Origin of the sequence: Thalassovita mangrovi, from assembly GCF_009857745.1 — a bacterium.
Lineage (GTDB): Bacteria > Pseudomonadota > Alphaproteobacteria > Rhodobacterales > Rhodobacteraceae > Thalassobius > Thalassobius mangrovi.
Genome location: NZ_WWEN01000003.1, coordinates 710,388 through 732,119, shown reverse-complemented (window position 1 = coordinate 732,119; position 21,732 = coordinate 710,388). Strand labels below are relative to the sequence as shown.

Sequence of the window (21,732 nt, the reverse complement as noted above, 5' to 3'; positions counted from 1 at the left end):
TTTCAGCGCCCCAGATACACGTCGATGACGTCTTGGTTTTGGGTGACATGGTCCAGCGATCCTTCGGCCAGAACGCTGCCTTCGTGCAGCACGGTGACCTTGCAATTGAGCCGCCGGACGAATTCCATATCGTGTTCCACCACCACCACCGCGCGGGTCTTGGCCGCCTCGACCAGGATATCGGTGGTGTGTTCGCGTTCCGACAGGGTCATGCCAGCGGCGGGTTCATCGACCAGCAACAGCCGCGGTTCCTGCGCCAGCAACATGCCGATTTCCAGCCATTGCTTCTGCCCGTGGCTCAGCTCGCCCGCCTTGCGGTTCAGCTCATCCGACAGGCCGATTTCGCTGGCCAGCTCCTCGACCCGCGCCAGGTCCTTGAACTTGGGCCGGAAGAACAGCACCGACCACGGCGTGCGGTCGTTCTTCAGCGCCATCAGCAGGTTGTCGTGAACGCTCTGATCCTCGAACACGGTGGGGCGCTGGAACTTGCGGCCGACCCCTTCGCGGGCGATCCGCGCCTCGGACATCTTCAGCAGCGACAGGGATTTTTCGCCCCACAGCACGCGGCCCTCGTCGGGGCGCGTCTTGCCCGTCACGATATCCATGAAGGTGGTCTTACCCGCCCCGTTCGGACCGATGATGGCGCGCATTTCAGCCGGACCGATCTGGAACGACAGGTTGTTGATCGCCTTGAACCCGTCGAAACTGACGGAAACGCCCGACACTTCCAGAAGCGTGCTCATTCCTGTGCCTCCCTTTCCCGAAGCGCCCCGGCATCGGGGCCCAAAGGTGCGCCGTGGCGTTTCGGGCTGCGGATACCGTCCAACAGGTCGAACAGCCCGCCGATCCCCTTGGGCGCGAACAGGGTGACCAGGACGAAGCTCAGCCCCAGCAGCACCTGCCACCAGTCGACCCATTTTATCGTGGTAAACCCGAGCGGCAGATCGGGCACCTGCCCGCCGGTGAACCATGTCGACACCAGGCTGACCAGAGCCGCCCCGATCACCGCGCCGTAAAGCCGCCCGCGCCCGCCGATGGCGACCCAGACGGCGAGGTAGATCGACGCGATCGGCGCGATTTCGGCCGGGTTGATGATCCCCGCCTGCGGGTAATAAAGCGCGCCCGCGATGCCCGAAATCATCGCGGTGATGACGAAGATGAAAAGCTTATAGCCCTCGACCGAATAGCCCAGGAACCGCACCCGTGCCTCGTCGTCGCGGATGCCGCGGATGACGCTGCCGAACTTGCCCGACACCACGAAGGCGGCCAGCAGATAACCAAGCGCCAACGCCAGCGCCGAGGCCCAGAAGAACCAGATTGACACCACGCTTTGCGGGATGCCGTCGGCGCCGGGCAGGTTTTGCAGCCCCGAAAGCCCGTTATTGCCGCGCAAGCCGCTGTCGTTCTGGAACAGGTAGAGGGCAAGGGCCAGCGTCATCGCCTGGGTCAGGATCGACAGGTAGACGCCGGTGACGCGCGAGCGGAAGGCCAGCCAGCCGAAGATCAGCGCCAGCAGGCCGGGCACCGCGACCACCAGGATCAGCTGGATCGTCAGGCTGTCGGCGAAGGCCCAGATCGCGGGAAAGTCGCTGCCGCCCACCACGCCGAAAATCTGCGTGCCGATGGCGTCGGAAACCTCCTGCGGCGTCGGGGGAATTTCGGCATTGGCGAGCGACGCTTCGACGATCTGCCGGGTGCGTTCATACATCAGCCACATGCCGATCATGTAGCCGCCGAGGCCGAAGAAGGCGAAATGGCCAAGGCTGAGGATGCCGGTATAGCCCCAGACCAGATCCATCGCGATGGCGATCAGGCACAGGCAGAGCGTCTTGCCCAGCGTCTTGACGAAACTGGTGGAAATCAGCCCGGCGCCGGTCGCTTCGGACATCAGGGTGACGGCGAGGGTGAACAGCGCCAGCAGGCCGAGGAAGATCAGCACCGAAGGGTTGCGCATCAGGAAGCTGTTTTTCATTTTCCGGCCCCTTTCGCGGCTTGTCTGGCGTCGCGCCGGTGGGGGGCCAGCCCCCCACACCCCCCGGGATATTTGTGAACAGAAGAAGGAATGTTGGTCATATCAGTCTCCTGCGGCGCGGCCCTTGAGGGCGATGATCCCGCGCGGGCGGAACTGGATGAAGATGATGATGAAGATGATCATGTAGGTCTGCGCCGCCAGCGTGTTGGACGGGTTCAGCCATTCGATGCCCTTCTGCAGCGACCCGATCATGGTCGCGCCCAGCAGCGTGCCCCAGATATTGCCGACACCGCCCACCACCACGGTCATGAAGCTTTGCACGATGTAATCGGCGCCGAGTTCGCTGGTCACCTTGGCGTAAAGCCCGATGGCGACGCCCGCGATCCCCGCGATGCCCGATCCCAGCCCGAAGGTCAGCATGTTGACCCGATCCGGGTTGATCCCCATCGAGGCCGCCATGCGCGGGTTCTGCGTCACCGCGCGGGTTTCCAGCCCCAGCCGCGTCTTCTTCATCAGGAACAGGAAGAAACCCAGGAAAATCAGCGCCAGCACGAAGATCGCGATGCGGATATAGCTGATCGACACCACGTCGTTCAGCACCCAGGCCCCGTCGAGCCAGCCCGGCGAGGTCAGCGGCCGCGCCTGGGTGCCGAAGATGTTCTTGGCGATCTGCTGCAGCGCGATGGAAATGCCGAAAGTGGCCAGCAGGGTTTCCAAGGGGCGCGAATAGAGCCAGCGGATCACCAGCCGTTCCATCGCCACCCCGGCGCCGAAGGTGACCGCGAAGGCCATCGGGATCGCCACGATGATCGACAGCGTGTAATTCGGGATCAGCTGCTGCACCACGTAGCCGGTATAGGCGCCCATCATGATGAATTCGCCATGCGCCATGTTGATCACCCCCATCACGCCGAAGGTGATGGCAAGCCCGATGGCGGCGAGGAAATAGATCGAGGCGAGCGAGAGAGCGTCGAGCCCCAGGTCGAGCGCCTGGTTCAGCGCCACCTTGGTCTCAACCGCCGACAGCGTGGCGCTTGCGGCATCGGTCACCGGCTTTGACGGCTCGTCGTAGATATCGGCGAAACGGTGGGCCTTCACCGCCTCTGCCGCCTGCGCATCGGTGACGGCGGCGGGCACGGCGCCCGCGTTTGCCAGCGCGGCATAGGCGCGGATGCGGGCGGCGTCGGTGCTCAGCTCGGCCACCGGCACGCCGCCGACCGCGCCGTTTTCGATATTGGCCAGCATCGCGGCGCGCAGATCGTCGGGGGTCAGCCGCGGCGGGCCGAGCTTGGCCGCGACGATCAGGTCGTAGGCTTCCGCTTCGGGCAGCGCGTCGGAGCCCGGTTTCAGCATCCGGGCGATGTTGAGATCACCGGGCGGGTCGCCCGCGAACACCCGGCGCTTGGTGGTCAGGATCGGGTTCAGCGCGGCGCGCACATCGACGCCCAGATCGCCCGCAAAGCTTTCGATGGCGCCGATCCGGGCGGCCTCATCGGGGTCGAAGGAAATCGTCAGCAGCCGTTCCAGCCGCAGCTTGCGCGCCTTCAGCCCCGGATCGACCTCGCCCTCGATGGAGCCGCGCAGCGGCGCGAGCGTGGACGCATCGGGTGCGCGGGTGATGGCGATCAGCGCCTCGGCGCGCCGGGCCGGGTCGGGATCGGACAGCTGAAACTGCACCAGGGCGGTGGCGATCAGCGCGCGAATGCCGGAATTGGGTTTGAGCTGTTTCAGCGCGGTCTTGTCGGCCTCGCCGACCACCTCGCCGGTATCGAAATCACTCAGCCGGATTGCCTTGGAGGGCAGCACCTCGCCCTTGAAGAACAACCCGTCTTCCTTGCGCAGCCACATGTCCTTGGCCTGCCAGTCCTCCAGCACCTGCTGCGCCTGCGGCAGACCGCTGTTTGCCAAGGCATCGATCGCCGGTTCGATCGTCTTGCGCGATGATTTTTCGATGATCGCGCCGTGTTCCTGCAGGATGTCCTGCACCGGACCGGCCTGCACCGGAAGAGAGAGCGCAAGCAGAATGGCTGCGCCGAACAGGGTCAGAAATGGCCGCATGAGGGGAAACCCGGGAAAGTCTGAAATTGGGGTGGACGGGCGCTCAGCGCCCGCCCGTTCAGTCGATCAGTAGTTCGACTTGAGCTGCACGCAGCTCTTGGTCTCGGTGTTGTACATGCCGCAGCCCAGGTCCTTCCAATCCGATTTCAGAACCGCCGATTCCGGCAGGAAGTCGGTCCAGGCGTCGCCCGGCACTTCCGCGGTCTGGCTGATGATGTCGAACTGGCCGTCGGCCTGGATTTCGCCGATCAGCACCGGCTTGGCGAGGTGGTGGTTGGGCAGCATCACGGCGGTGCCGCCGGTCAGGTTCGGGTATTCCTGGCCGATCATGGCGGTGGAAACCGCGTCAACATCGGTGGTGCCGGCCGCTTCGACCGCGTTCACCCACATGTTGAAGCCGATGTAATGCGCTTCCATCGGGTCGTTGGTGACGCGCTCGTCGCCCATCTTGGCCTTCCAGGCGGCGACGAATTCGTCGTTCAGGTCGGATTCGGCCGACTGGAAGTAGTTCCAGGCCGCCAGGTGACCGACCAGGTTGGTGGTATCCAGACCCGACAGTTCCTCTTCACCGACCGAGAAGGCCACGACCGGGATGTCGTCGGCCGAAATGCCGGCCGCCGCCAGTTCCTTGTAAAAACCGATATTGGCGTCGCCGTTGATGGTGGAAATCACGCCGACCTTCTTGCCGTCGGCGCCGAGCGCCACCACGTCAGCCACGATTTTCGACCAGTCCGAATGGCCGAACGGGGTGTAGTTGACGAAGATGTCCTCCTCGGCGATGCCCTTCGACTTCAGGTAGCTTTCCAGGATGTTGTTGGTGGTACGCGGATAGACATAGTCGGTGCCCAGCAGCGCGAATTTCTCGACCCCCAGTTCGTCGAGGAAATAGTCGGTGGCCGGGATCGCCTGCTGGTTCGGCGCGGCGCCGGTGTAGAACACGTTCTTGGAGCTTTCTTCGCCCTCGTACTGAACCGGGTAGAACAACAGCCCGTTCAGTTCCTCGATCACCGGCAGAACCGATTTGCGCGACACCGAGGTCCAGCAGCCGAACATCACGTCGACATCCTGCACGGTCAGCAATTCGCGCGCCTTTTCGGCAAACAGCGGCCAGTCGGAGGCCGGATCGACAACGACCGCTTCGAGCTGCTTGCCCAGAACGCCGCCCTTGGCGTTCTGTTCGTCGATCAGCATCAGCATCGTGTCTTTCAGGGTGGTTTCGGAAATCGCCATCGTGCCGGACAGCGAATGCAGCACACCGACCTTGATCGTGTCTTCGGCGGCAAAGGCCGGCAGCGACATGGTCAGCACCATCGCCCCCGCGAGTGTGGATTTCAGAATGGTCATGGTAATCCTCCAGGCGGGGATTTGAAATTTACGCAGGCCTTGAACGGCAGTGCCGCACTCCCTACGTCTTCCCCCGCAACATCTGTTTTTTGTTGCTACTGTGTGGCGGCCGTTCGATTTCCACATACTTGCGGCCGTCACACGCCATCCGGGCCAAGCTTCCCCGACGGCAGTCTCAGCAGAGGTCGGAAGCGCGTCACCGCGCAATTGCTGCAGCGCAGCCAAGCGGCAAACCCGCCGGAGTTGATGAATTTGCAGGCAGGCAAAGCCCTTCATGCATAACAATTAATCGATACATTCGCGAAAAACCGCTCTCAGCCCGATTTTTGAGCGCTCCACTTCCAAGCGGCTTCACATTGTGCAACCGAATCCTGCAACAAGGCGCAATTGCCGGAGGGGACCATCACTATCGCGGCCAAAATACCATCGGAGGGGCATGTTTCGCAGCAGCCCCGCGCCCAGGGCACGGCGCTGATCGCCGCCAAGCCGCGCGGCGACCGCTCCGCCCTGGCCGATTTCCGCACCTCGGGCTGTCTCAAGATGCTGTTCCCGCGCAGCGCCGCGCCGGAACTGACCGCGATCCAGGTCAACACCGCGGGCGGGGTCACCGGCGGCGACCGCATCGCGCTGAGCGCCAGCGCGCAGGCGGGCAGCCATCTGCGGCTGTCGACCCAGGCGGCGGAACGGATTTACCGTGCCCAGCCCGGAGAGGTGGGCAGGATCGACACCCGGCTTTGCGTCGAAGACGGTGCGCGGCTCGACTGGCTGCCGCAGGAAACCATCCTGTTCGACCGCGCAGCACTTGACCGCCAGCTGCGGATCGACCTGACCGGATCGGCGCGTTTCCTGATGGTGGAACCGCTGATCCTGGGCCGCGCCGCGATGGGCGAAACGGTGCGCGACGCCCGGCTGACCGATCATATACGGGTGACCCGCGACGGCCGCCCGGTCTTTGCCGACACGATGCGGCTGTCGGGCGACCTGGTGGCGCACATGGCGCGCACGGCCACCGGCGGCGGCGCGGGCGCGATGGCCTCGGTCCTGCTGGCGACGTCGGACTCCGAGGCCGACAGCCATCTGGCCCCGATCCGCGCCTTGCTGCCCGATACCGCCGGGGCTTCGGTGATCCGGCCCGGCCTGCTATACCTGCGCCTGCTCGCGCCCGACGGGTTCGAGCTGCGCAAGACCCTGATCCCCGTTCTGCAGCGGCTGAACGGGGCCAACCTTCCCCGAACCTGGATGATCTGACATGCAACTCACGCCCAGAGAAAAAGACAAACTGCTGGTCGCGATGGCGGCTGAAGTCGCGCGCAAGCGGCTGGCGCGCGGCGTCAAGCTGAACCACCCCGAAGCGATCGCGCTGATCACCGACGCGGTGGTCGAAGGCGCCCGCGACGGCCGTTCGGTGGCCGACCTGATGCAGGCGGGCGCGCAAGTGATCACCCGCGAGCAATGCATGGAGGGCATCGCCGAAATGATCCCCGAAGTGCAGGTCGAAGCGACCTTCCCGGACGGCACCAAGCTGGTGACCGTGCACGACCCGATCCGCTGAGGAGGCTGACATGATCCCCGGAGAGCTTTTCCCCGCCGAAGGCGACCTGACCCTGAACGAAGGCCGCGAAAGCATCACCCTGATGGTGGCCAATACCGGCGACCGCCCGGTGCAGGTCGGGTCGCATTACCATTTTTATGAAACCAACCCGGCGCTCGACTTCGACCGCGAAGCGGCGCGCGGCATGCGGCTGGACATCGCGGCGGGAACCGCGGTGCGGTTCGAACCGGGCCAGCGCCGCGAGGTGACGCTGATCCCGATCGCGGGGGCGCGCAAGGTTTACGGCTTTAACCAGAAAATCATGGGGGACCTCTGATGCCCGCTAAAATCTCCCGCTCCGATTATGCCGCCATGTACGGCCCCACCACCGGCGACCGGCTGCGCCTGGCCGATACCGACCTGATCATCGAGGTGGAAAAGGATTACACCACCTATGGCGAAGAGGTGAAATTCGGCGGCGGCAAGGTGATCCGCGACGGCATGGGCCAATCCCAGGTCACCCGCGCGGACGGCGCTGTGGACACGGTGATCACCAACGCGCTGATCGTCGATCACAACGGCATCTACAAGGCCGATGTCGGGCTGAAGGGCGGCCGCATCCACAAGATCGGCAAGGCGGGCAACCCCGACACCCAGCCCGGCGTCGACATCATCGTCGGACCGGGGACCGAGGCGATCGCGGGCGAAGGCAAGATCCTGACCCCCGGCGGCTTCGACAGCCATATCCATTTCATCTGCCCGCAGCAGATCGACGACGCGCTGCATTCGGGGCTGACCACCATGCTGGGCGGCGGCACCGGCCCGGCGCATGGCACGTTGGCGACCACCTGCACCTCAGGCCCTTGGCATATCGGCCGGATGCTGCAGGCCGCCGATGCGTTTCCGATGAACCTGGCCTTTGCCGGCAAGGGCAACGCGTCGCTGCCCGCCGCCTTGGAGGAACAGGTCAAGGCGGGCGCCTGCAGCCTGAAACTGCACGAAGACTGGGGCACCACCCCTGCGGCGATTGATTGCTGCCTGTCGGTGGCGGACGCGATGGATATCCAGGTGATGATCCATACCGATACTTTGAATGAATCGGGCTTTGTCGAACACACCATGGCGGCGATGAAGGGCCGCACCATCCACGCCTTCCACACCGAAGGCGCGGGCGGTGGCCACGCCCCCGACATCATCAAGGTCTGCGGCGAACCCAACGTGCTGCCCGCCTCGACCAACCCGACGCGACCGTTCACCGTCAACACGGTGGACGAACACCTGGACATGCTGATGGTCTGCCACCACCTGGACAAGGCGATCCCCGAGGATGTGGCCTTCGCCGAAAGCCGCATCCGCCGCGAAACCATCGCGGCCGAGGATATCCTGCACGACATCGGCGCCTTTTCGATCATCGCGTCGGACAGTCAGGCCATGGGCCGGGTGGGCGAGGTTCTGATCCGCACCTGGCAGACCGCCGACAAGATGAAGAAACAGCGCGGTCGTCTGGCCGAGGAAACCGGCGACAACGACAATTTCCGCGTCCGCCGCTATATCGCCAAATACACCATCAACCCGGCCATCGCGCATGGCATCGCCCATGAAATCGGGTCGATCGAAGAAGGCAAGCGCGCCGACCTGGTGCTGTGGAACCCGGCCTTTTTCGGCGTGAAGCCGGAAATGGTGCTGATGGCGGGTACCATCGTGATGGCGCAGATGGGCGACCCGAACGCGTCGATCCCCACCCCGCAGCCGGTCTATTCGCGCCCGATGTTCGGTGCCTATGGCCGGTCGGTGGAACATTCCGCCGTCACCTTCGTGTCGGCCGCGGCCGAGGCCGAGGGCATTCGCGAAACGCTGGAGCTGGCGAAGCAGACCGTGGCGGTGCAGCACACCCGCGGCATCGGCAAGAAGGACCTGAAACTGAACGACGCCACCCCGCATATCGAGGTGCACCCCGAAACCTACGAAGTGCGCGCCGATGGCGAATTGCTGACCTGCCAGCCGGCGGAAAAGCTGCCGATGGCGCAGCGGTATTTCATGTTCTGAGGAAAAAGGCGTGAAGAGCTTCGACAGCCTTCAGCGGGGGGTGCGCGAAACAGGTTTCGCCGCCCCCGAAATATGTCGCGCCCGGCCGAGGGGACATGGCCGAGCGCGGGCCGGATCGCGTGCGATCCGGGAAATCAGACAGGCGGTCTCAGTGCGCCAGGGCATCCGACATCAGGCGGCGGATCGGCCAGCCGGGACGGTCGGTCTGCGACCGGATCGGCAGGCAGCGCACGCTCTGGGTGACCCGTTCGGACCAGTAACGCGGATTGTCGCGGACCTCTTCGGGCAGCCGGTCCTTGTCGAACACCATTTCGCGGTGCTCCACCAGTTCGACGCGGTGTTCGCGCCCGGACGGAATGCCGCCTTCGAAGCTCAGGATGGCAGCCTGAATGGCGGCTTCCCGTGCACGCAGGCGAGCGATTTCTTCACGAATTTCAGCAAGATCGTCGGCAAGGCCGAATTTCATCATCATAAGTATATCCCCAGATACCGTTTAGAAGTGGCTTATCATCCTCTTAATACGGCACGAGGGTCTCGGAATTTACCCCGCTCCAACCAGAAAAGACACAGGATATGACGTAATGAGTCTACCGAATGCGTATATGTTGAGAAAAAAGGGCGATTGGGCCGATGCCTGCGACCGAGTGTCCCTGACCTATGAGCAAAGATTCCTGCGCCGCAAAGTTCTGCACACGCTCGAGGGCGATAAATTCCTCGTCGATCTGGAACAAACCACCTCGGTGGACGATGGCGACGCGTTCGAATTGGAGGACGGGCGCTTCGTCGCCGTCACCGCCGCCGCCGAGGCGCTGCTGCAGGTCACCGGCGACAATCTGCCCCGGCTGGCCTGGCATATCGGCAACCGCCACACCCCCTGCCAGATCGAGGCCGAGCGGCTGCTTATCCAGCGCGATCACGTGATCCAGGCGATGCTGGCGCATCTCGGCGCGACGGTGGAAGAGGTCAGCGAACCCTTCATCCCCGAAGGCGGCGCCTATGGCCATGGCCGCACCCACAGCCACGAACACGGGGCGACGCTGCACACCCATGCGCATGACCACGATCATTCGCACGGGCATGACCACACGCACGACCATAGCCACACGCATAGCCACGACCACGGCCATGATCACTGACACCGCCCTTCTGACCCTGGCGCAATGGCTGTCGCCCGCCTATCCGGTGGGCGCCTTCAGCTATAGCCATGGTCTGGAATGGGCGGTGGAGACCGGACAGGTGCGCGATGCCGACAGCTTCCGCGACTGGCTGGAAGACATCCTGCGTCATGGCACCGGCCGCAACGACGCGATCCTGCTGGCCTGCGCGCATCGCTCCGATCCCGGCGCGCTTCGCGAATTGGACGACCTGGCCCGCGCCTATGCGCCCTCGAAGGAACGGCTGCTGGAAACCGAAGCGCAGGGCGCCGCCTTCTGCCGGACCACCGCGGCGATCTGGGGCGACGACATGCCCGACCTGACCTATCCGGTGGCGGTGGGATACGCGGCCCGGGCGCATGGCTTCCCGCTGCGCCAGACCTCAGCTATGTATCTGCATGCCTTTGCCAGCAACCTGACCTCGGCGGCGATCCGTCTGGTGCCGCTGGGCCAGACCGAGGGCCAGGCGGTGCTGACTGCTCTCACGCCGCTGTGCGAAACCCTCGCGGCCGAAACCGAAGCCCTGACCCCGGACGATCTGGGCGGATCGGTCTTCATGGCCGATATCGCCGCGATGAAACACGAAACCCAATACACGAGGCTTTTCCGATCATGACTTCCCCTCACGGACCTCTGCGCATCGGCATCGGCGGCCCCGTCGGCGCGGGCAAGACCACGCTGACCGCCGCCCTGTGCAAGGCGCTGTCGGACAAATATTCCATCGGCGCGATCACCAATGACATCTATACGCAGGAAGACGCCGAGGCGCTGATGCGGCTGCAGGTGCTGCCGCAGGACCGGATCATCGGCGTGGAAACCGGCGGCTGCCCGCATACCGCGATCCGCGAAGACGCGTCGATCAACCTTGCCGCCGTGGACGAAATGCGCAAACGCCACCCCGAGGTGGAAATCGTGCTGATCGAATCCGGCGGCGACAACCTCAGCGCCACGTTCAGCCCGGAACTGGCCGACCTGACGCTTTACGTGATCGACGTGGCCGCGGGCGAAGAAATCCCGCGCAAGGGCGGCCCGGCGATCACCAAATCCGACATCCTGATCATCAACAAGACCGACCTGGCCCCTTACGTCGGCGCCTCGCTCGAGGTGATGGACCGCGACGCCACCCGGATGCGCGCAGGAAAGCCCTTCGTGTTCACCGCGCTGCGCAAGGGCGAAGGCATCGACAAGGTGGTCGAACTGATCGAGGAAATCGGCGGGCTGGTGCCCGCCTGATTTCAGCCAGGCTCAGCCCGCCAGGGCGCGGGTGATGATCAGTTTCTGGATGTCGCTGGTGCCCTCGTAGATCTGGCAGACCCGCGCGTCGCGGTAGATCCGTTCCACCGCGAAATCCTGCATGTAGCCATAGCCGCCGAAAGTCTGGATCGCGTCGGAAATGATCCGCTCGGCCGCTTCCGATGCGAACAGCTTCGCCATCGCCGCCTCGGTCAGGCAGGGAATGCCCGCATCCTTCATCCGCGCCGCGTTCAGCACCAGCTGCCGCGCCGCCTCCAGCTGGGTGCTCGCATCGGCCAGGCGGAAACCGACCGCCTGATGAGCGATCAGCGGCTGGCCGAAGGACTGCCGGTCCTTGGCATAGTCAATGGCCATATCCAGGGCCGCCTGCGCCATGCCGACCGATTGCGACGCGATGCCGATGCGGCCCGTTTCCAGGCTGGACAGCGCGATCCGGTATCCGTCGCCTTCCTCGCCGATCCGCATCGCGGCGGGCACGCGCATATCCTCGAACCGCAAGGCGCAGGTATCCGAACAACGCTGACCCAGCTTTTCCTCGACCGAGGTGACGTGATAGCCGGGATTGTCCGTGCGCACCAGGAACGCGGTGATCCCGCGCTTGCCCTCGCTGCCCTCCATCCGGGCGAAGACCACCACCCATTCGCCGATCTTGCCCGAGGTGATGAAGGCCTTTTCGCCGTTGATCACGTAATCGTCGCCATCGCGCCGCGCCCGGGTGCGGATGGCCGAGGCATCGGACCCGGCATGCGGTTCGGTCAGGGCGAAGGCGCCGATGAACTTGCCCTGCACGGCCGGGCGCAGAACCTGTTCCTGCTGTTCGGCACTGGCATAGCGTTGCAGGATCGCGTTGAAGGGCGCGTTATGCACGCTCATCACCGTCGAAATCGCGCCGTCCCCGGCGGCGATTTCCATCAGCGCCAGCGCATAGGACACGTAATCGGCCCCGACGCCGCCCAGTTCCTCGGGAACGGTCATGCCAAGGAATCCCAGCTCGCCCATCTGCGCCAGAACCTCCGGTTCGATGACCTTCGATTTGTCGCGGGCCGCCGCCCCCGGTGCCAGCACGTCGCGCGCGAACCCGCGCGCCATGTCCTGAATCATCTGCTGGTCTTCGGTGATGACGCTCATGTTGAAACCCCTCCCTTGGCATCGCCTGATCGGCCGGAAAAATGTCAGAGAACCGGTCCGACGCAAAGGGGGTATCGGCGCAAAACCTTACGTGAGTTTTGCAAAAGGCACCCCGTATGGGGCAGGCCGCACCCACCTTCGCGATCTTGATGCAAGTCAATGCGCCGAACCTTACCCAAGGTAAACTTAATTTTACGGTTTCATTTTGAACCGGTGATCGCTTCATGGGAGGAATTACTATGACCAAGTCGATACTAGCCGCAGGCGCGATTTTGAGCCTGCTCGCCACCGCGGGACTTGCCGAGGAACGAACCGGCCAGCAAGAATACATGATCGCCTGCGCCGGCTGCCACGGCGAAACCGGCAAGGGCGACGGCCCGGCCGCGGCGTCGATGACGACCAAACCCTATGACCTGACCAAGCTGACTTCCGAAAAGGGCGGCGGCACCTTTCCGTTCGAATATGCGCTCTGGATCGTGGACGGGCGCGACATGATCAAGTTCCACGGCGGCGACATGCCGGTTTGGGGGGATCGCTACATGGTGTCGGCGCGCGCGTCGGAGGCCGAAAGCGAAACGCCCGAATCGCGCGAATTGGTGGTGCGCGGCCGCATCCTGTCGCTGGTCTATTACCTGGGCTCGATCCAGGAATGATCCCCGGCTCATTCGCGTAGAGAGAAGGCCAACCGGCCTTGATGGGCGCCCCGACGGGCGCCCTTTGCCGTTCGGGATCATCGCCAACCACCACGCTTCATCCCCCCAAAGAAAAACCCCGGCCGAAGCCGGGGCAGAGGGGCGCTTGGAAAACGCGGGGGGAAAACTTACCAATCTGTCGGGCCGGTATCGGCGAAGGCATGGGCCAGGAAATCGATGAAGGCGCGGACCTTGGGCTGGGTGAAACGGCCCGGCGGGTAGACCGCATAGATGCCCTGGGTTTCCATCGGCAGCTCGGGGATCACATCCTCGACCAGGCCCTGCTTCATCGCGTCGGCATACAGATAGCTGGGCAGATAGGCGATGCCCAGCCCGGCCACGGCGGCGTTCAGCAGCGACTGGCCGTCATTGACGCTCAGCCAGCCGGCGGTGCGCACTTGGCGCTTTTCGCCCGACGGCGCGGTCAGTTTCCAGACATTGCCGTTCGACTGGTTGGAATAATGCAGCAGCTTGTGTTCGTTCAGATCGTCGATCTTCTGCGGCCGGCCGTATTTTTCGAAATAGCCGGGCGCGGCGATCATCCGCTTGGTGGTTTCGGTCAGCTTGCGGGCGCGCAGGGTGCTGTCTTCCAGCTCGCCGATGCGGATCGCCATGTCGAAACCTTCGCTGATCAGTTCCACGTAGCGGTTGTTCAGCACCATGTTGACGGTGATGTCGGGGAAATCGGACAGGAAATCGCCCAGGATCGGCGACAGGTGATTGACGCCGAAATCGGTGGCGACGCTGATCCGCAGTAGACCCGAGGGCGCCGATTGCATCGAGGTGACCAGCGCGTCGGCTTCGCCCGCATCAGTCAGCACCCGGCGGGCGCGGTCGTAATAGGCCAGGCCGATTTCGGTCGGGCTGACGCGGCGGGTGGTGCGGTTCAGCAAGCGGGCGCCAAGGCGGGCCTCAAGGCTGGACACATGTTTCGACACGGCCGATTTGGAAATACCCATCTTCTTGGCGGCATCGGTGAACCCACCTTGATCCACAACGGTGGCGAAAGCTTCCATTTCAGTCAGGCGGTCCATGTTCTTACCCTTCACGTGTTCTGCTCTTGCGATCCTGTATCGGGGTGAAATCGGGCAGCACTGGGGCAGGCGCAGGACAATATCGCGGTATTGTCGGGGATCGTTAATGACACGGAAACGACGAAACAATGCGGCGGTGGATGGGGTGGCCCGGGGACTGCCCCCTGTCCGCTTCAGGATGCGACGCCTTAAAACACCAGCGCAATCGCGGTGATCCACAGCGGCAGGGTCGCCGCCGCCAGCAGTGTCGACTGCGCCACCAGCGTCGCCGCCAGTTCCCGGTCGGCCCCGAAGCCTGCCGCCAGCACATGCGCCGCCGACGCCGTGGGCAGCGCCGCGAACAGAACCAGCGTCCGCGCCACCGCCTCGCCCGGCTGCAGGATCAGGCACAGGGTCAGGGCGGCGGCGGGCGCGGCGATCAGCTTGGTTGCCACGATGATACCGCTGAACCGGTTCAGCCGCGCCAGCGCGCCCCAGTTCATTGTTGCGCCAACGGAAATCAACGCCACCGGGATCGCCGCGCGCGACAGCATTTCCAACGGCGCGATCACCGGGGCCGGGATCGTGATGCCGCTCACCCCCACCAACACGCCGGAGACCGAGGCAAGAAGGAACGGATTACTCGCCACCTTCAGCACGGTTTGCCGCAGATCGCCGCTACCGCGCGACAGGGCGGTGACGGCAAAGACATTGGCCATCGGGATCGCCAGCCCCACCGCCACCGCCAATTCGCCCACCGGTGCCGGGCTCAGCGTTTCCACCGCGACGAAACCAAGCGCCGTGTTGAACCGCCACGCGGTCTGCCAGGCGCCGGCGAAATCGCGGAAACTGTCAGGCCCGAACCGCCGCGCCAGGTATCCCAGCGACAGCGCGAACAGCAGGATCGCCCAGACCGCCGGCCCGATGCTGGCCATATCCCGCACCGCGATCGGGCGGCTGGAGGCCGCGACGAAAATCAGCGCCGGGAACAGGATTTCGAAATTCAGCCGGTCCAGCCCCTGCCAGGCGCTCACCGGCAGACGGTTGCGGATCAGACCGCCCAGAACCACCATCAGGAAACTGGGCAACAGCCCCAAAAGGATCGAGATGAAAACCATGATGCCCCCTGTTGGCATCTAACGGCGCGGGCCGGGCGCGAACAAGGGCAAAGCGCCCGGGCTCAGGCCGGTTCCGCCGCGCCGAACAACCTGTCGAAGGCGGCCTCGCCCGCCGGGCCGAACCGGACCACCCGGCTGCCCTCCTCCCGCCGGGCCCAGCCCTGGGCGATGAAATGGCTCAACATAGCCCGGCCCAGCTGCCCGGCCAGATGCGATTGCCGTGCGCTCCAATCCAGGCATTCGCGGCATAGCGGCGCCTTGCTGCGCGGCAGTGCGCCCAAGTCGATCCCCAGCGAGGCGACGAAATCCGCCCCCGCCGGGGTCAGCGCCAGCGCCTCGCCCTCCTGCCGCAGGTATCCGCGATCCAGCATCGCGGCATACATCCGCACGCCCATTTCCCCGGCCAGATGGTTGTAGCATACCCGCGCCCGGCGCATCGCTGCGTCGCGCGGCCCGGTCCGCGTGCGCAGATGCCCGGTACCGGCCGCCAGCCCCATCAGCGCCTCAAGCACCCCGGCGACCTCGTCCCCCGCCAGCCGGAAATATTTGTGCCGCCCCGATTTGCGCATGGCGATCAGTCCACCCTGGTCCAGCTTGGCCAGATGGGCCGAGGCCGTCTGCAGGCTGACCCCCGCCTCCTGCGCCAATTCGCTGGCGGTCAGCGCCTTGCCCGCCATCAGCGCGGTCAGGATATTGGCGCGGGCGGGATCGCCGATCAAAGCGGCGATGCGGGCGATATCGGGACCTTCTTTCATAGTTCGATCATGGCCGAAGCATTGCGTTCGGGCAAGCCGCTATAGGTCGGCTGTCACGACAAAGGAGACCGCAAATGCTGACCTGCATCATCCGCTACCAGATCGACCCGACCAAGAAGGCCCAATTCGAAACCTATGCCCGCAACTGGGGCCAGGCGATCCCGCGCAACGGCGCCGAACTGATCGGCTATTACGCCCCGCACGAAGGATCGACGACGCTCGCCTATGGCATCTACAACATCCCCAGCCTTGCCGATTACGAATCCTACCGCACCCGGCTGGCCGCCGATCCGCTGGGGCGGGAAAATTATGAATTCGCCCAACGCGAAGGCTTCCTGTTGCGCGAAGACCGCTGCTTTTTCAAACTGGCCTCAACCCCGCACGGAGAACAGCCATGATCGCGATCATTTTCGAAGTCCACATCGCCGAGGGGCGCAAGCCCGAATACCTCGACATCGCCGCCGACCTGAAGCCGCTGCTGGAACAGGTCGACGGCTTCATCTCGGTCGAACGGTTCCAAAGCCTGAACGATCCCGACAAGCTGCTGTCGCTGTCCTTCTTCCGCGATGAAGAGGCGGTGCAGACCTGGCGCAACCTGGCCGAGCACCGCGTGGCGCAGGCCAAGGGCCGCGCCGGCATCTTTGCCGATTACCGGCTGAAAGTGGTGCAGGTGCTGCGCGATTACGGGATGACGGACCGGGATCAGGCGCCGAAGGACAGCGCGTCGGCCTAACCCGTCAGGGACCGCCCGGCGCGCGCCGGGCGACGACCCGACCGCGCGGTCGGGTCACCCTGCCCCTCGCCCTACAGCGCTGCCGCCAGCCGGGTGCCCTGATTGATCGCGCGCTTGGCGTCGAGCTCCGCCGCCACGTCGGCGCCACCGATCACGTGGCAGGCGATGCCCTCGGCCTCCAGCGCGTCGGCCAGCGACCGCTCGCTCAGCTGCCCGGCGCACAGGACCACCGTGTCGCAGTCGATCACCCGGGGATTTTCCCGCGCCTCACCGAAGCTGATATGCAGGCCTGCGTCGTCGATCTTCTCGTAATTCACGCCGCCGATCATCTCGACCTGCTTCATCTTCAGCTCGGCGCGGTGAATCCAGCCCGTCGTCTTGCCCAGCCCCTTGCCCAGGGCCTTGGCCTTGCGCTGCATCAGCGTGACCTGGCGCACGGGCGGTTCCGGCTGCGGCCCTTCCGGGGCCAGCCCGCCGCGCACCGCCTCGGGGTCGGCAACGCCCCATTCGCGCATCCATTCCGGCAGGTCCAGCGTCGGGCTGTCGCCGGTCACCAGGAATTCGGCCACGTCGAACCCGATGCCGCCGGCGCCGATGACGGCGACCTTGTTACCGACTTCGGCCTTGTCGCGCAGCACGTCGATATAGGACAGCACGTTGTCGCGCTCCTGCCCCGGGATGCCCGGGTCGCGCGGCACGACACCGGTGGCGATCACCACCTCGTCGAAGCCCTTGAGGTCGTCCACCCCGGCCTCGGTGTTCAGCTTCACGGTGATCCCGGCATCGGCGACCATCGTGGCGAACCAATCGACCAGCCCGTGGAATTCCTCTTTCCCCGGCACCTGGCGCGCCATGTTGAGCTGCCCGCCGATCCGGTCCGCCTTGTCGAACAGGGTCACCGCATGGCCGCGATCGGCCGCGGTCAGCGCCGCCGACAACCCGGCCGGGCCCGCGCCGACAATGCCGATGCTTTTGGGCTGTTCGGCAGGGGTGATCGCGTGTTCGGTTTCATGGCAGGCGCGCGGATTGACCAGGCAGGAAGTCAGCTTGCCGCCGAAGGTGTGATCCAGGCAGGCCTGGTTGCAACCGATGCAGGGCGCGATGTGATCGGCCTGGCCGGTTTCCGCCTTGACCACGAAATCGGCATCGGCCAGCAGGGGCCGCGCCATCGACACCATGTCGGCGCAGCCTTCGGCCAAAACGTCCTCGGCCACGTCGGGCATGTTGATCCGGTTCGAGGTCACGACCGGAATGCCGACCTTGCCCATCAGCTTCTTGGTGACCCAGGCAAAGGCGCGGCGCGGCACGCTAGTCGCGATGGTCGGCACCCGCGCCTCGTGCCAGCCGATGCCGGTATTGATGATGGTGGCGCCGGCCTTTTCGACCTCCCGCGCCAGCTGCACGACTTCCTCATGGGTCGACCCTTCGGGCACCAGATCGATCATCGACAGCCGGTAAATGATGATGAAATCGGTGCCCACCGCCTCGCGGGTGCGGCGCACAACCTCGATCGGCAGGCGCATCCGGTTCTCGTAGGACCCGCCCCAGCGGTCCTCGCGCTTGTTGGTATGGGTGACCAGGAACTGGTTGAGGAAATAGCCCTCCGACCCCATGATCTCGACCCCGTCATAGCTGGCCTGTTGCGCCAGCACGGCGGCGTTGACGATGTCCGAAATCTGCTTCTCGATCCCGTCCTCGTCCAGCTCGGTCGGCGGGAAGGGCGAAATCGGCGATTTGATCGCCGAGGGCGCCACGCATTTCGGGCCATAGGCATAACGGCCCGCATGCAGGATCTGCATCGCGATCTTGCCGCCCGCGTCATGCACCGCGCTGGTGATGACCTTGTGGTTCGCCACGTCTTCGTCGCTGACCATCATCGAGGCGCCGGGCAGCACCGATCCTTCCAGGTTGGGCCCGATGCCGCCGGTGACCATCAGGCCCACCCCGCCACGCGCGCGCGCGGCGTAGAATTCGGCAACCCGGTTCCAGTCCTTGGTTTCTTCCAGCCCGGTATGCATCGACCCCATCAGCACGCGGTTCTTCAGCGTGGTGAAACCCAGGTCGAGCGGGGCAAGTAGGTGCGGATATGTGGTCATGACGTGCCTCCCTGCATTCGGGCCGCATCTGGCCAGAGAGCGGCAGGCTTGTCATCCCAAACGCAGCGTAAGGGTTAGCGGCGGTGCGGCATCCCCGCCCGCGCGGGCGGGGGATCGCCCGGCGCGCGCCGGGCGCGGCCTCAATCCGCTTCCACGACGTTTTCCACGATCAGCGGCGTCTCGAAATAATCGAAACGCGGCGCGCTGCCATAGGTTTCCTCGGCCAGCCTGCACCAGTCGGCGTCATGCGCCGCCTTCGCAGCCTCTACCGAGGGCCACAGGTAAATCCCGCCGCCGCGATTGCCGGCGGGATCGTAGAGATAGGTCTTGCGAATGAGGTCCGGGTTGGCGCGCCAACGCGGCAGCGTGGCCTCGTATTTGGCCAGGACCTCTTCGCGGCTCATGCCCTCGGGCAGGTCGAATGTCACGATCTCTGTAATCATGAATCGAGGTTAACAGAAACCCGCGCTCAGGTCGCGGATTTCATGTTCACCCGTTTCGACAGCTCTTCCAGGCTCTCCACCCGCTCCGAATAGCGATCGGTCAGATAGGACGACTGGCTACGGGTCAGCAGGGTGAATTTCACCAGCTCCTCCATCACGTCCACCACGCGGTTGTATAACGGGCTGGGCAGCATCCGGCCATCGTCGTCGAATTCGTGGAACGCCTTGGGGACCGAGGATTGGTTCGGGATGGTGATCATCCGCATCCAGCGGCCGAGGATGCGCATCTGGTTCACCGCGTTGAAGCTTTGCGATCCGCCGCAGACCTGCATCACGGCCAGCGTCTTGCCCTGCGTCGGGCGGATACCGCCGATGGGCGCCAGAGGAATCCAGTCGATCTGCGCCTTCATGATCCCGGTCATCGCGCCGTGGCGTTCGGGCGAACACCAGACCATGCCCTCGGACCACATCACCATGTCGCGCAATTCCTGCACCTTGGGGTGATCGGCAGGTTCGTCGTCGGGCAGCGGCAGGCCGGAGGGATTAAAAATCTTCGTCTCGCAGCCGAACCGTTCCAGGATGCGCGCCGCTTCCTCGACCATCAGCCGGGAATAGGACCGTTCGCGCAGCGATCCGTAGAGCAGCAGGATGCGCGGCTTGTGCGTGGCGCGCTCGGTCGGGAACAGGCTGTTTTCATCAATCGGGGCGAAGCTTTGCTCTTCGATATTCGGCGTGTCAGTCAACGCGGTCTCCGTTTTCGTTCAAAATCATCTGGCCGTCTTCCTTGTAAAGCGGGCCTTCGGGCCAGTTGTCCAGAAGGTCCAGCACCACCTCGGACGGGCGGCACAGCCTGACGCCCCTGGGCGTGCAGACGATGGGGCGGTTCACCAGAACCGGGTGGTCCAGCATGTGATCCAGCAGTACCTCGTCGGGCACCGTGGGGTCCAGCAGGCCCAGTTCCTCGGCGGGCGATTTGGTGGTGCGCAGCGCCTGGCGCGGGGTCAAATCGGCGGCGGCGAACAGCGCCAGCAATTGCGGCCGGGTCCAGCCAGTTTCGAGGTATTCGATCACCACCGGATCGTAGCCCGCCTTGCGGATGATATCGAGAACGTTGCGCGACGTGCCGCAGGCCGGGTTGTGATGGATGACGACGCTCATGCGGCTTTCCTTCCGCTGACGGGATCGCGGTCGGGCACGAACAGGATCGCGCCGACGCCAAGACCGATCAAAGCGCCGATGATCTGCGCCGCGATGAAGCCCGGCACATGGGCCGGGTAGATGCCCGAAAACGTGTCGGTGAAGGCCCGCCCGATGGTGACGGCGGGGTTGGCGAAGGAGGTCGAGGCGGTGAACCAATAGGCGGCGGTGATATACAGCCCCACCAGCCACGCCACCGCTTCGACCTTGTAGCGCACGCCGCCCAGAATGGTTAGCAGCAACCCGAACGTGGCCACCCCTTCGGCGAACCATTGCGGCCCGCCGCTGCGCAAGTGGGTCGAGGCCTGGATCAGCTCCTGCGCGAACATCGCGTGGGCCACCACGCTGCCCAGCACCGCGCCCACGACCTGCGCCACCACGTAAGGAGTGAATTCGACCCATTTCAGATTGCCCTTGATCGCCATGACCAGCGAAACGGCGGGGTTGAAATGCGCCCCCGAAATCGGCCCCAGGATAGTGATCAGCACCACCAGGATCGCGCCGGTCGGGATCGTGTTGCCCAGCAGCGCCAGCGCCACGTCCTCGGTCAGGGTTTCGGCCATGATGCCGGACCCGACCACGGTGCAGACCAGCAGCAGCGTGCCCAAGGCTTCGGCCAGCAACCGGCGTGTCAGGTCCTGGTTCATGCCGCGCCCTCCGAATCCGTGCCGATCTTGGCCAACGCCGCCTTCTGCTCAGTCAGGTCCATGTCCTCCAGCGGCAGCGCCAGGAAGGCCTCGACCCGCTGCTTCATCCGGGCGTAGGCGACGCGGAAGGCTTCGCGGTTTTCCTCATCCGTTTCCCCGGCGCCTGCCGGATCGGGGATGCCCCAATGGGCGCCGACCGGCGCGCCGGGCCAGTAGGGGCAGGTTTCCCCTGCCGCCGAGGCGCAGACGGTGATCACGTAATCCATCTCCGGCGCGTCCTCACCCGCGAATTCGTCCCAGCTTTTCGACCGGACATAGCCGGTGTCGTATCCCAGCCCGTCCAAAAGCTCGATCGCGAAGGGATTGGGCGTCCCGGTCGGTTTCGATCCCGCCGAATAGGCCCGGAACCGGCCCTCGCCCAATTCGTTCAGCAATACTTCGCCCAGAACCGAGCGGGCGGAATTTCCCGTGCACAGAAACAGCACGTTCTTGGTCTCAGCCATGAGGTCCTCACCGTTGTCCTTGATTATGTCGCGCCCGTTGCCGGGACA

Annotated in this window: 25 protein-coding genes; 10 read left to right on the top strand and 15 right to left on the bottom strand. The window is 64.7% G+C overall.

Annotated features, from left to right (window positions below):
- Positions 1-2: 2 nt before the first annotated feature.
- The 4 genes from urtD to urtA form a co-directional block, all read right to left on the bottom strand.
- Positions 3-743, bottom strand: a complete 741-nt coding sequence (urtD, locus tag GR167_RS10025; RefSeq protein ID WP_160973322.1) for an urea ABC transporter ATP-binding protein UrtD — start codon at positions 741-743, stop codon at positions 3-5.
- Complete coding sequence (gene urtC, locus GR167_RS10020; RefSeq protein ID WP_160973321.1) at positions 740-1,972, bottom strand: urea ABC transporter permease subunit UrtC; 1,233 nt, start codon at positions 1,970-1,972, stop codon at positions 740-742. Before urtC ends, urtD begins: the two co-directional genes overlap by 4 nt.
- 102 nt (positions 1,973-2,074) lie before the next feature.
- Positions 2,075-4,030 (bottom strand): urea ABC transporter permease subunit UrtB, encoded by a 1,956-nt coding sequence (gene urtB, locus GR167_RS10015; RefSeq protein ID WP_160973320.1) that lies wholly within the window; start codon positions 4,028-4,030, stop codon positions 2,075-2,077.
- 66 nt (positions 4,031-4,096) lie between these two features.
- Positions 4,097-5,374 carry an urea ABC transporter substrate-binding protein gene (gene urtA, locus GR167_RS10010; protein WP_160973319.1) on the bottom strand — a complete coding sequence of 426 codons (1,278 nt, stop codon included), beginning with the start codon at positions 5,372-5,374 and terminating at the stop codon, positions 4,097-4,099.
- 387 nt (positions 5,375-5,761) lie between these two features.
- On the opposite strand from urtA, the gene GR167_RS10005 reads away from it, so the two are divergent.
- From GR167_RS10005 to ureC, 4 genes are read left to right on the top strand one after another with little or no spacing between them, the layout of a single operon-like run.
- Positions 5,762-6,622, top strand: coding sequence for an urease accessory protein UreD (locus GR167_RS10005; protein ID WP_212769896.1), 861 nt, complete (start codon positions 5,762-5,764; stop codon positions 6,620-6,622).
- A gap of 1 nt (position 6,623) precedes the next feature.
- A complete protein-coding gene (locus tag GR167_RS10000) occupies positions 6,624-6,926 on the top strand; it encodes an urease subunit gamma (RefSeq protein WP_160973318.1) in 303 nt (100 codons plus the stop codon).
- Between the two features lie 10 nt (positions 6,927-6,936).
- The gene (locus GR167_RS09995; protein WP_160973317.1) at positions 6,937-7,242 is read left to right on the top strand and encodes an urease subunit beta; all 306 of its coding nucleotides are present in this window, start codon (positions 6,937-6,939) and stop codon (positions 7,240-7,242) included.
- Positions 7,242-8,951 carry an urease subunit alpha gene (gene ureC, locus GR167_RS09990; RefSeq protein WP_160973316.1) on the top strand — a complete coding sequence of 570 codons (1,710 nt, stop codon included), beginning with the start codon at positions 7,242-7,244 and terminating at the stop codon, positions 8,949-8,951. The genes GR167_RS09995 and ureC overlap by 1 nt, the downstream gene beginning before the upstream one ends.
- A gap of 148 nt (positions 8,952-9,099) precedes the next feature.
- Here the strand turns inward: ureC and GR167_RS09985 are convergent, their stop codons facing one another.
- A complete protein-coding gene (locus GR167_RS09985) occupies positions 9,100-9,423 on the bottom strand; it encodes a hypothetical protein (RefSeq protein WP_235915897.1) in 324 nt (107 codons plus the stop codon).
- 109 nt (positions 9,424-9,532) lie between these two features.
- Here GR167_RS09985 and GR167_RS09980 point away from each other — a divergent pair, with 109 nt between their 5' ends.
- From GR167_RS09980 to ureG, 3 genes are read left to right on the top strand one after another with little or no spacing between them, the layout of a single operon-like run.
- Positions 9,533-10,087, top strand: a complete 555-nt coding sequence (locus GR167_RS09980; RefSeq protein ID WP_160973315.1) for an urease accessory protein UreE — start codon at positions 9,533-9,535, stop codon at positions 10,085-10,087.
- Positions 10,077-10,721 carry an urease accessory protein UreF gene (locus tag GR167_RS09975; RefSeq protein ID WP_160973314.1) on the top strand — a complete coding sequence of 215 codons (645 nt, stop codon included), beginning with the start codon at positions 10,077-10,079 and terminating at the stop codon, positions 10,719-10,721. The genes GR167_RS09980 and GR167_RS09975 overlap by 11 nt, the downstream gene beginning before the upstream one ends.
- On the top strand, positions 10,718-11,338 hold the full coding sequence (ureG, locus tag GR167_RS09970; RefSeq protein ID WP_160973313.1) for an urease accessory protein UreG: 621 nt from the start codon (positions 10,718-10,720) through the stop codon (positions 11,336-11,338). Before GR167_RS09975 ends, ureG begins: the two co-directional genes overlap by 4 nt.
- A 12-nt stretch (positions 11,339-11,350) precedes the next feature.
- Here the strand turns inward: ureG and GR167_RS09965 are convergent, their stop codons facing one another.
- On the bottom strand, positions 11,351-12,487 hold the full coding sequence (locus GR167_RS09965; RefSeq protein ID WP_160973312.1) for an acyl-CoA dehydrogenase family protein: 1,137 nt from the start codon (positions 12,485-12,487) through the stop codon (positions 11,351-11,353).
- Between the two features lie 239 nt (positions 12,488-12,726).
- Here GR167_RS09965 and GR167_RS09960 point away from each other — a divergent pair, with 239 nt between their 5' ends.
- Positions 12,727-13,140 (top strand): c-type cytochrome, encoded by a 414-nt coding sequence (locus GR167_RS09960; protein ID WP_160973311.1) that lies wholly within the window; start codon positions 12,727-12,729, stop codon positions 13,138-13,140.
- Positions 13,141-13,307: 167 nt separating this feature from the next.
- On the opposite strand, the gene GR167_RS09955 is transcribed toward GR167_RS09960, so the two are convergent.
- From GR167_RS09955 to GR167_RS09945, 3 genes are all read right to left on the bottom strand, one after another.
- A complete protein-coding gene (locus GR167_RS09955; protein ID WP_160973310.1) occupies positions 13,308-14,213 on the bottom strand; it encodes a LysR family transcriptional regulator in 906 nt (301 codons plus the stop codon).
- 188 nt (positions 14,214-14,401) lie between these two features.
- Positions 14,402-15,310 carry an AEC family transporter gene (locus tag GR167_RS09950; protein ID WP_160973309.1) on the bottom strand — a complete coding sequence of 303 codons (909 nt, stop codon included), beginning with the start codon at positions 15,308-15,310 and terminating at the stop codon, positions 14,402-14,404.
- 62 nt (positions 15,311-15,372) lie between these two features.
- Complete coding sequence (locus GR167_RS09945; RefSeq protein ID WP_160973308.1) at positions 15,373-16,065, bottom strand: ArsR/SmtB family transcription factor; 693 nt, start codon at positions 16,063-16,065, stop codon at positions 15,373-15,375.
- A 74-nt stretch (positions 16,066-16,139) separates the two neighbouring features.
- Between GR167_RS09945 and GR167_RS09940 the strand changes: the two genes are divergently transcribed.
- Positions 16,140-16,463 carry an NIPSNAP family protein gene (locus tag GR167_RS09940; protein WP_160973307.1) on the top strand — a complete coding sequence of 108 codons (324 nt, stop codon included), beginning with the start codon at positions 16,140-16,142 and terminating at the stop codon, positions 16,461-16,463.
- The gene (locus GR167_RS09935) at positions 16,460-16,798 is read left to right on the top strand and encodes an antibiotic biosynthesis monooxygenase family protein (protein WP_160973306.1); all 339 of its coding nucleotides are present in this window, start codon (positions 16,460-16,462) and stop codon (positions 16,796-16,798) included. Before GR167_RS09940 ends, GR167_RS09935 begins: the two co-directional genes overlap by 4 nt.
- A gap of 71 nt (positions 16,799-16,869) precedes the next feature.
- On the opposite strand, the gene GR167_RS09930 is transcribed toward GR167_RS09935, so the two are convergent.
- The 6 genes from GR167_RS09930 to GR167_RS09905 form a co-directional block, all read right to left on the bottom strand.
- A complete protein-coding gene (locus GR167_RS09930; RefSeq protein ID WP_160973305.1) occupies positions 16,870-18,894 on the bottom strand; it encodes an NADPH-dependent 2,4-dienoyl-CoA reductase in 2,025 nt (674 codons plus the stop codon).
- Between the two features lie 140 nt (positions 18,895-19,034).
- Positions 19,035-19,337: a monooxygenase gene (locus tag GR167_RS09925; RefSeq protein ID WP_160973304.1), complete on the bottom strand. Its 303-nt coding sequence runs from the start codon at positions 19,335-19,337 to the stop codon at positions 19,035-19,037.
- Positions 19,338-19,363: 26 nt separating this feature from the next.
- Positions 19,364-20,080 (bottom strand): arsenical resistance protein ArsH, encoded by a 717-nt coding sequence (gene arsH, locus GR167_RS09920; RefSeq protein WP_160973303.1) that lies wholly within the window; start codon positions 20,078-20,080, stop codon positions 19,364-19,366.
- Entirely contained in the window at positions 20,073-20,495 is a 423-nt protein-coding gene (gene arsC / locus GR167_RS09915) for an arsenate reductase (glutaredoxin) (RefSeq protein ID WP_160973302.1), read from the bottom strand. Before arsC ends, arsH begins: the two co-directional genes overlap by 8 nt.
- Complete coding sequence (locus GR167_RS09910; RefSeq protein WP_160973301.1) at positions 20,492-21,181, bottom strand: aquaporin; 690 nt, start codon at positions 21,179-21,181, stop codon at positions 20,492-20,494. Before GR167_RS09910 ends, arsC begins: the two co-directional genes overlap by 4 nt.
- Complete coding sequence (locus GR167_RS09905; RefSeq protein ID WP_160973300.1) at positions 21,178-21,684, bottom strand: arsenate reductase ArsC; 507 nt, start codon at positions 21,682-21,684, stop codon at positions 21,178-21,180. Before GR167_RS09905 ends, GR167_RS09910 begins: the two co-directional genes overlap by 4 nt.
- Between the last annotated feature and the right edge of the window lie 48 nt (positions 21,685-21,732).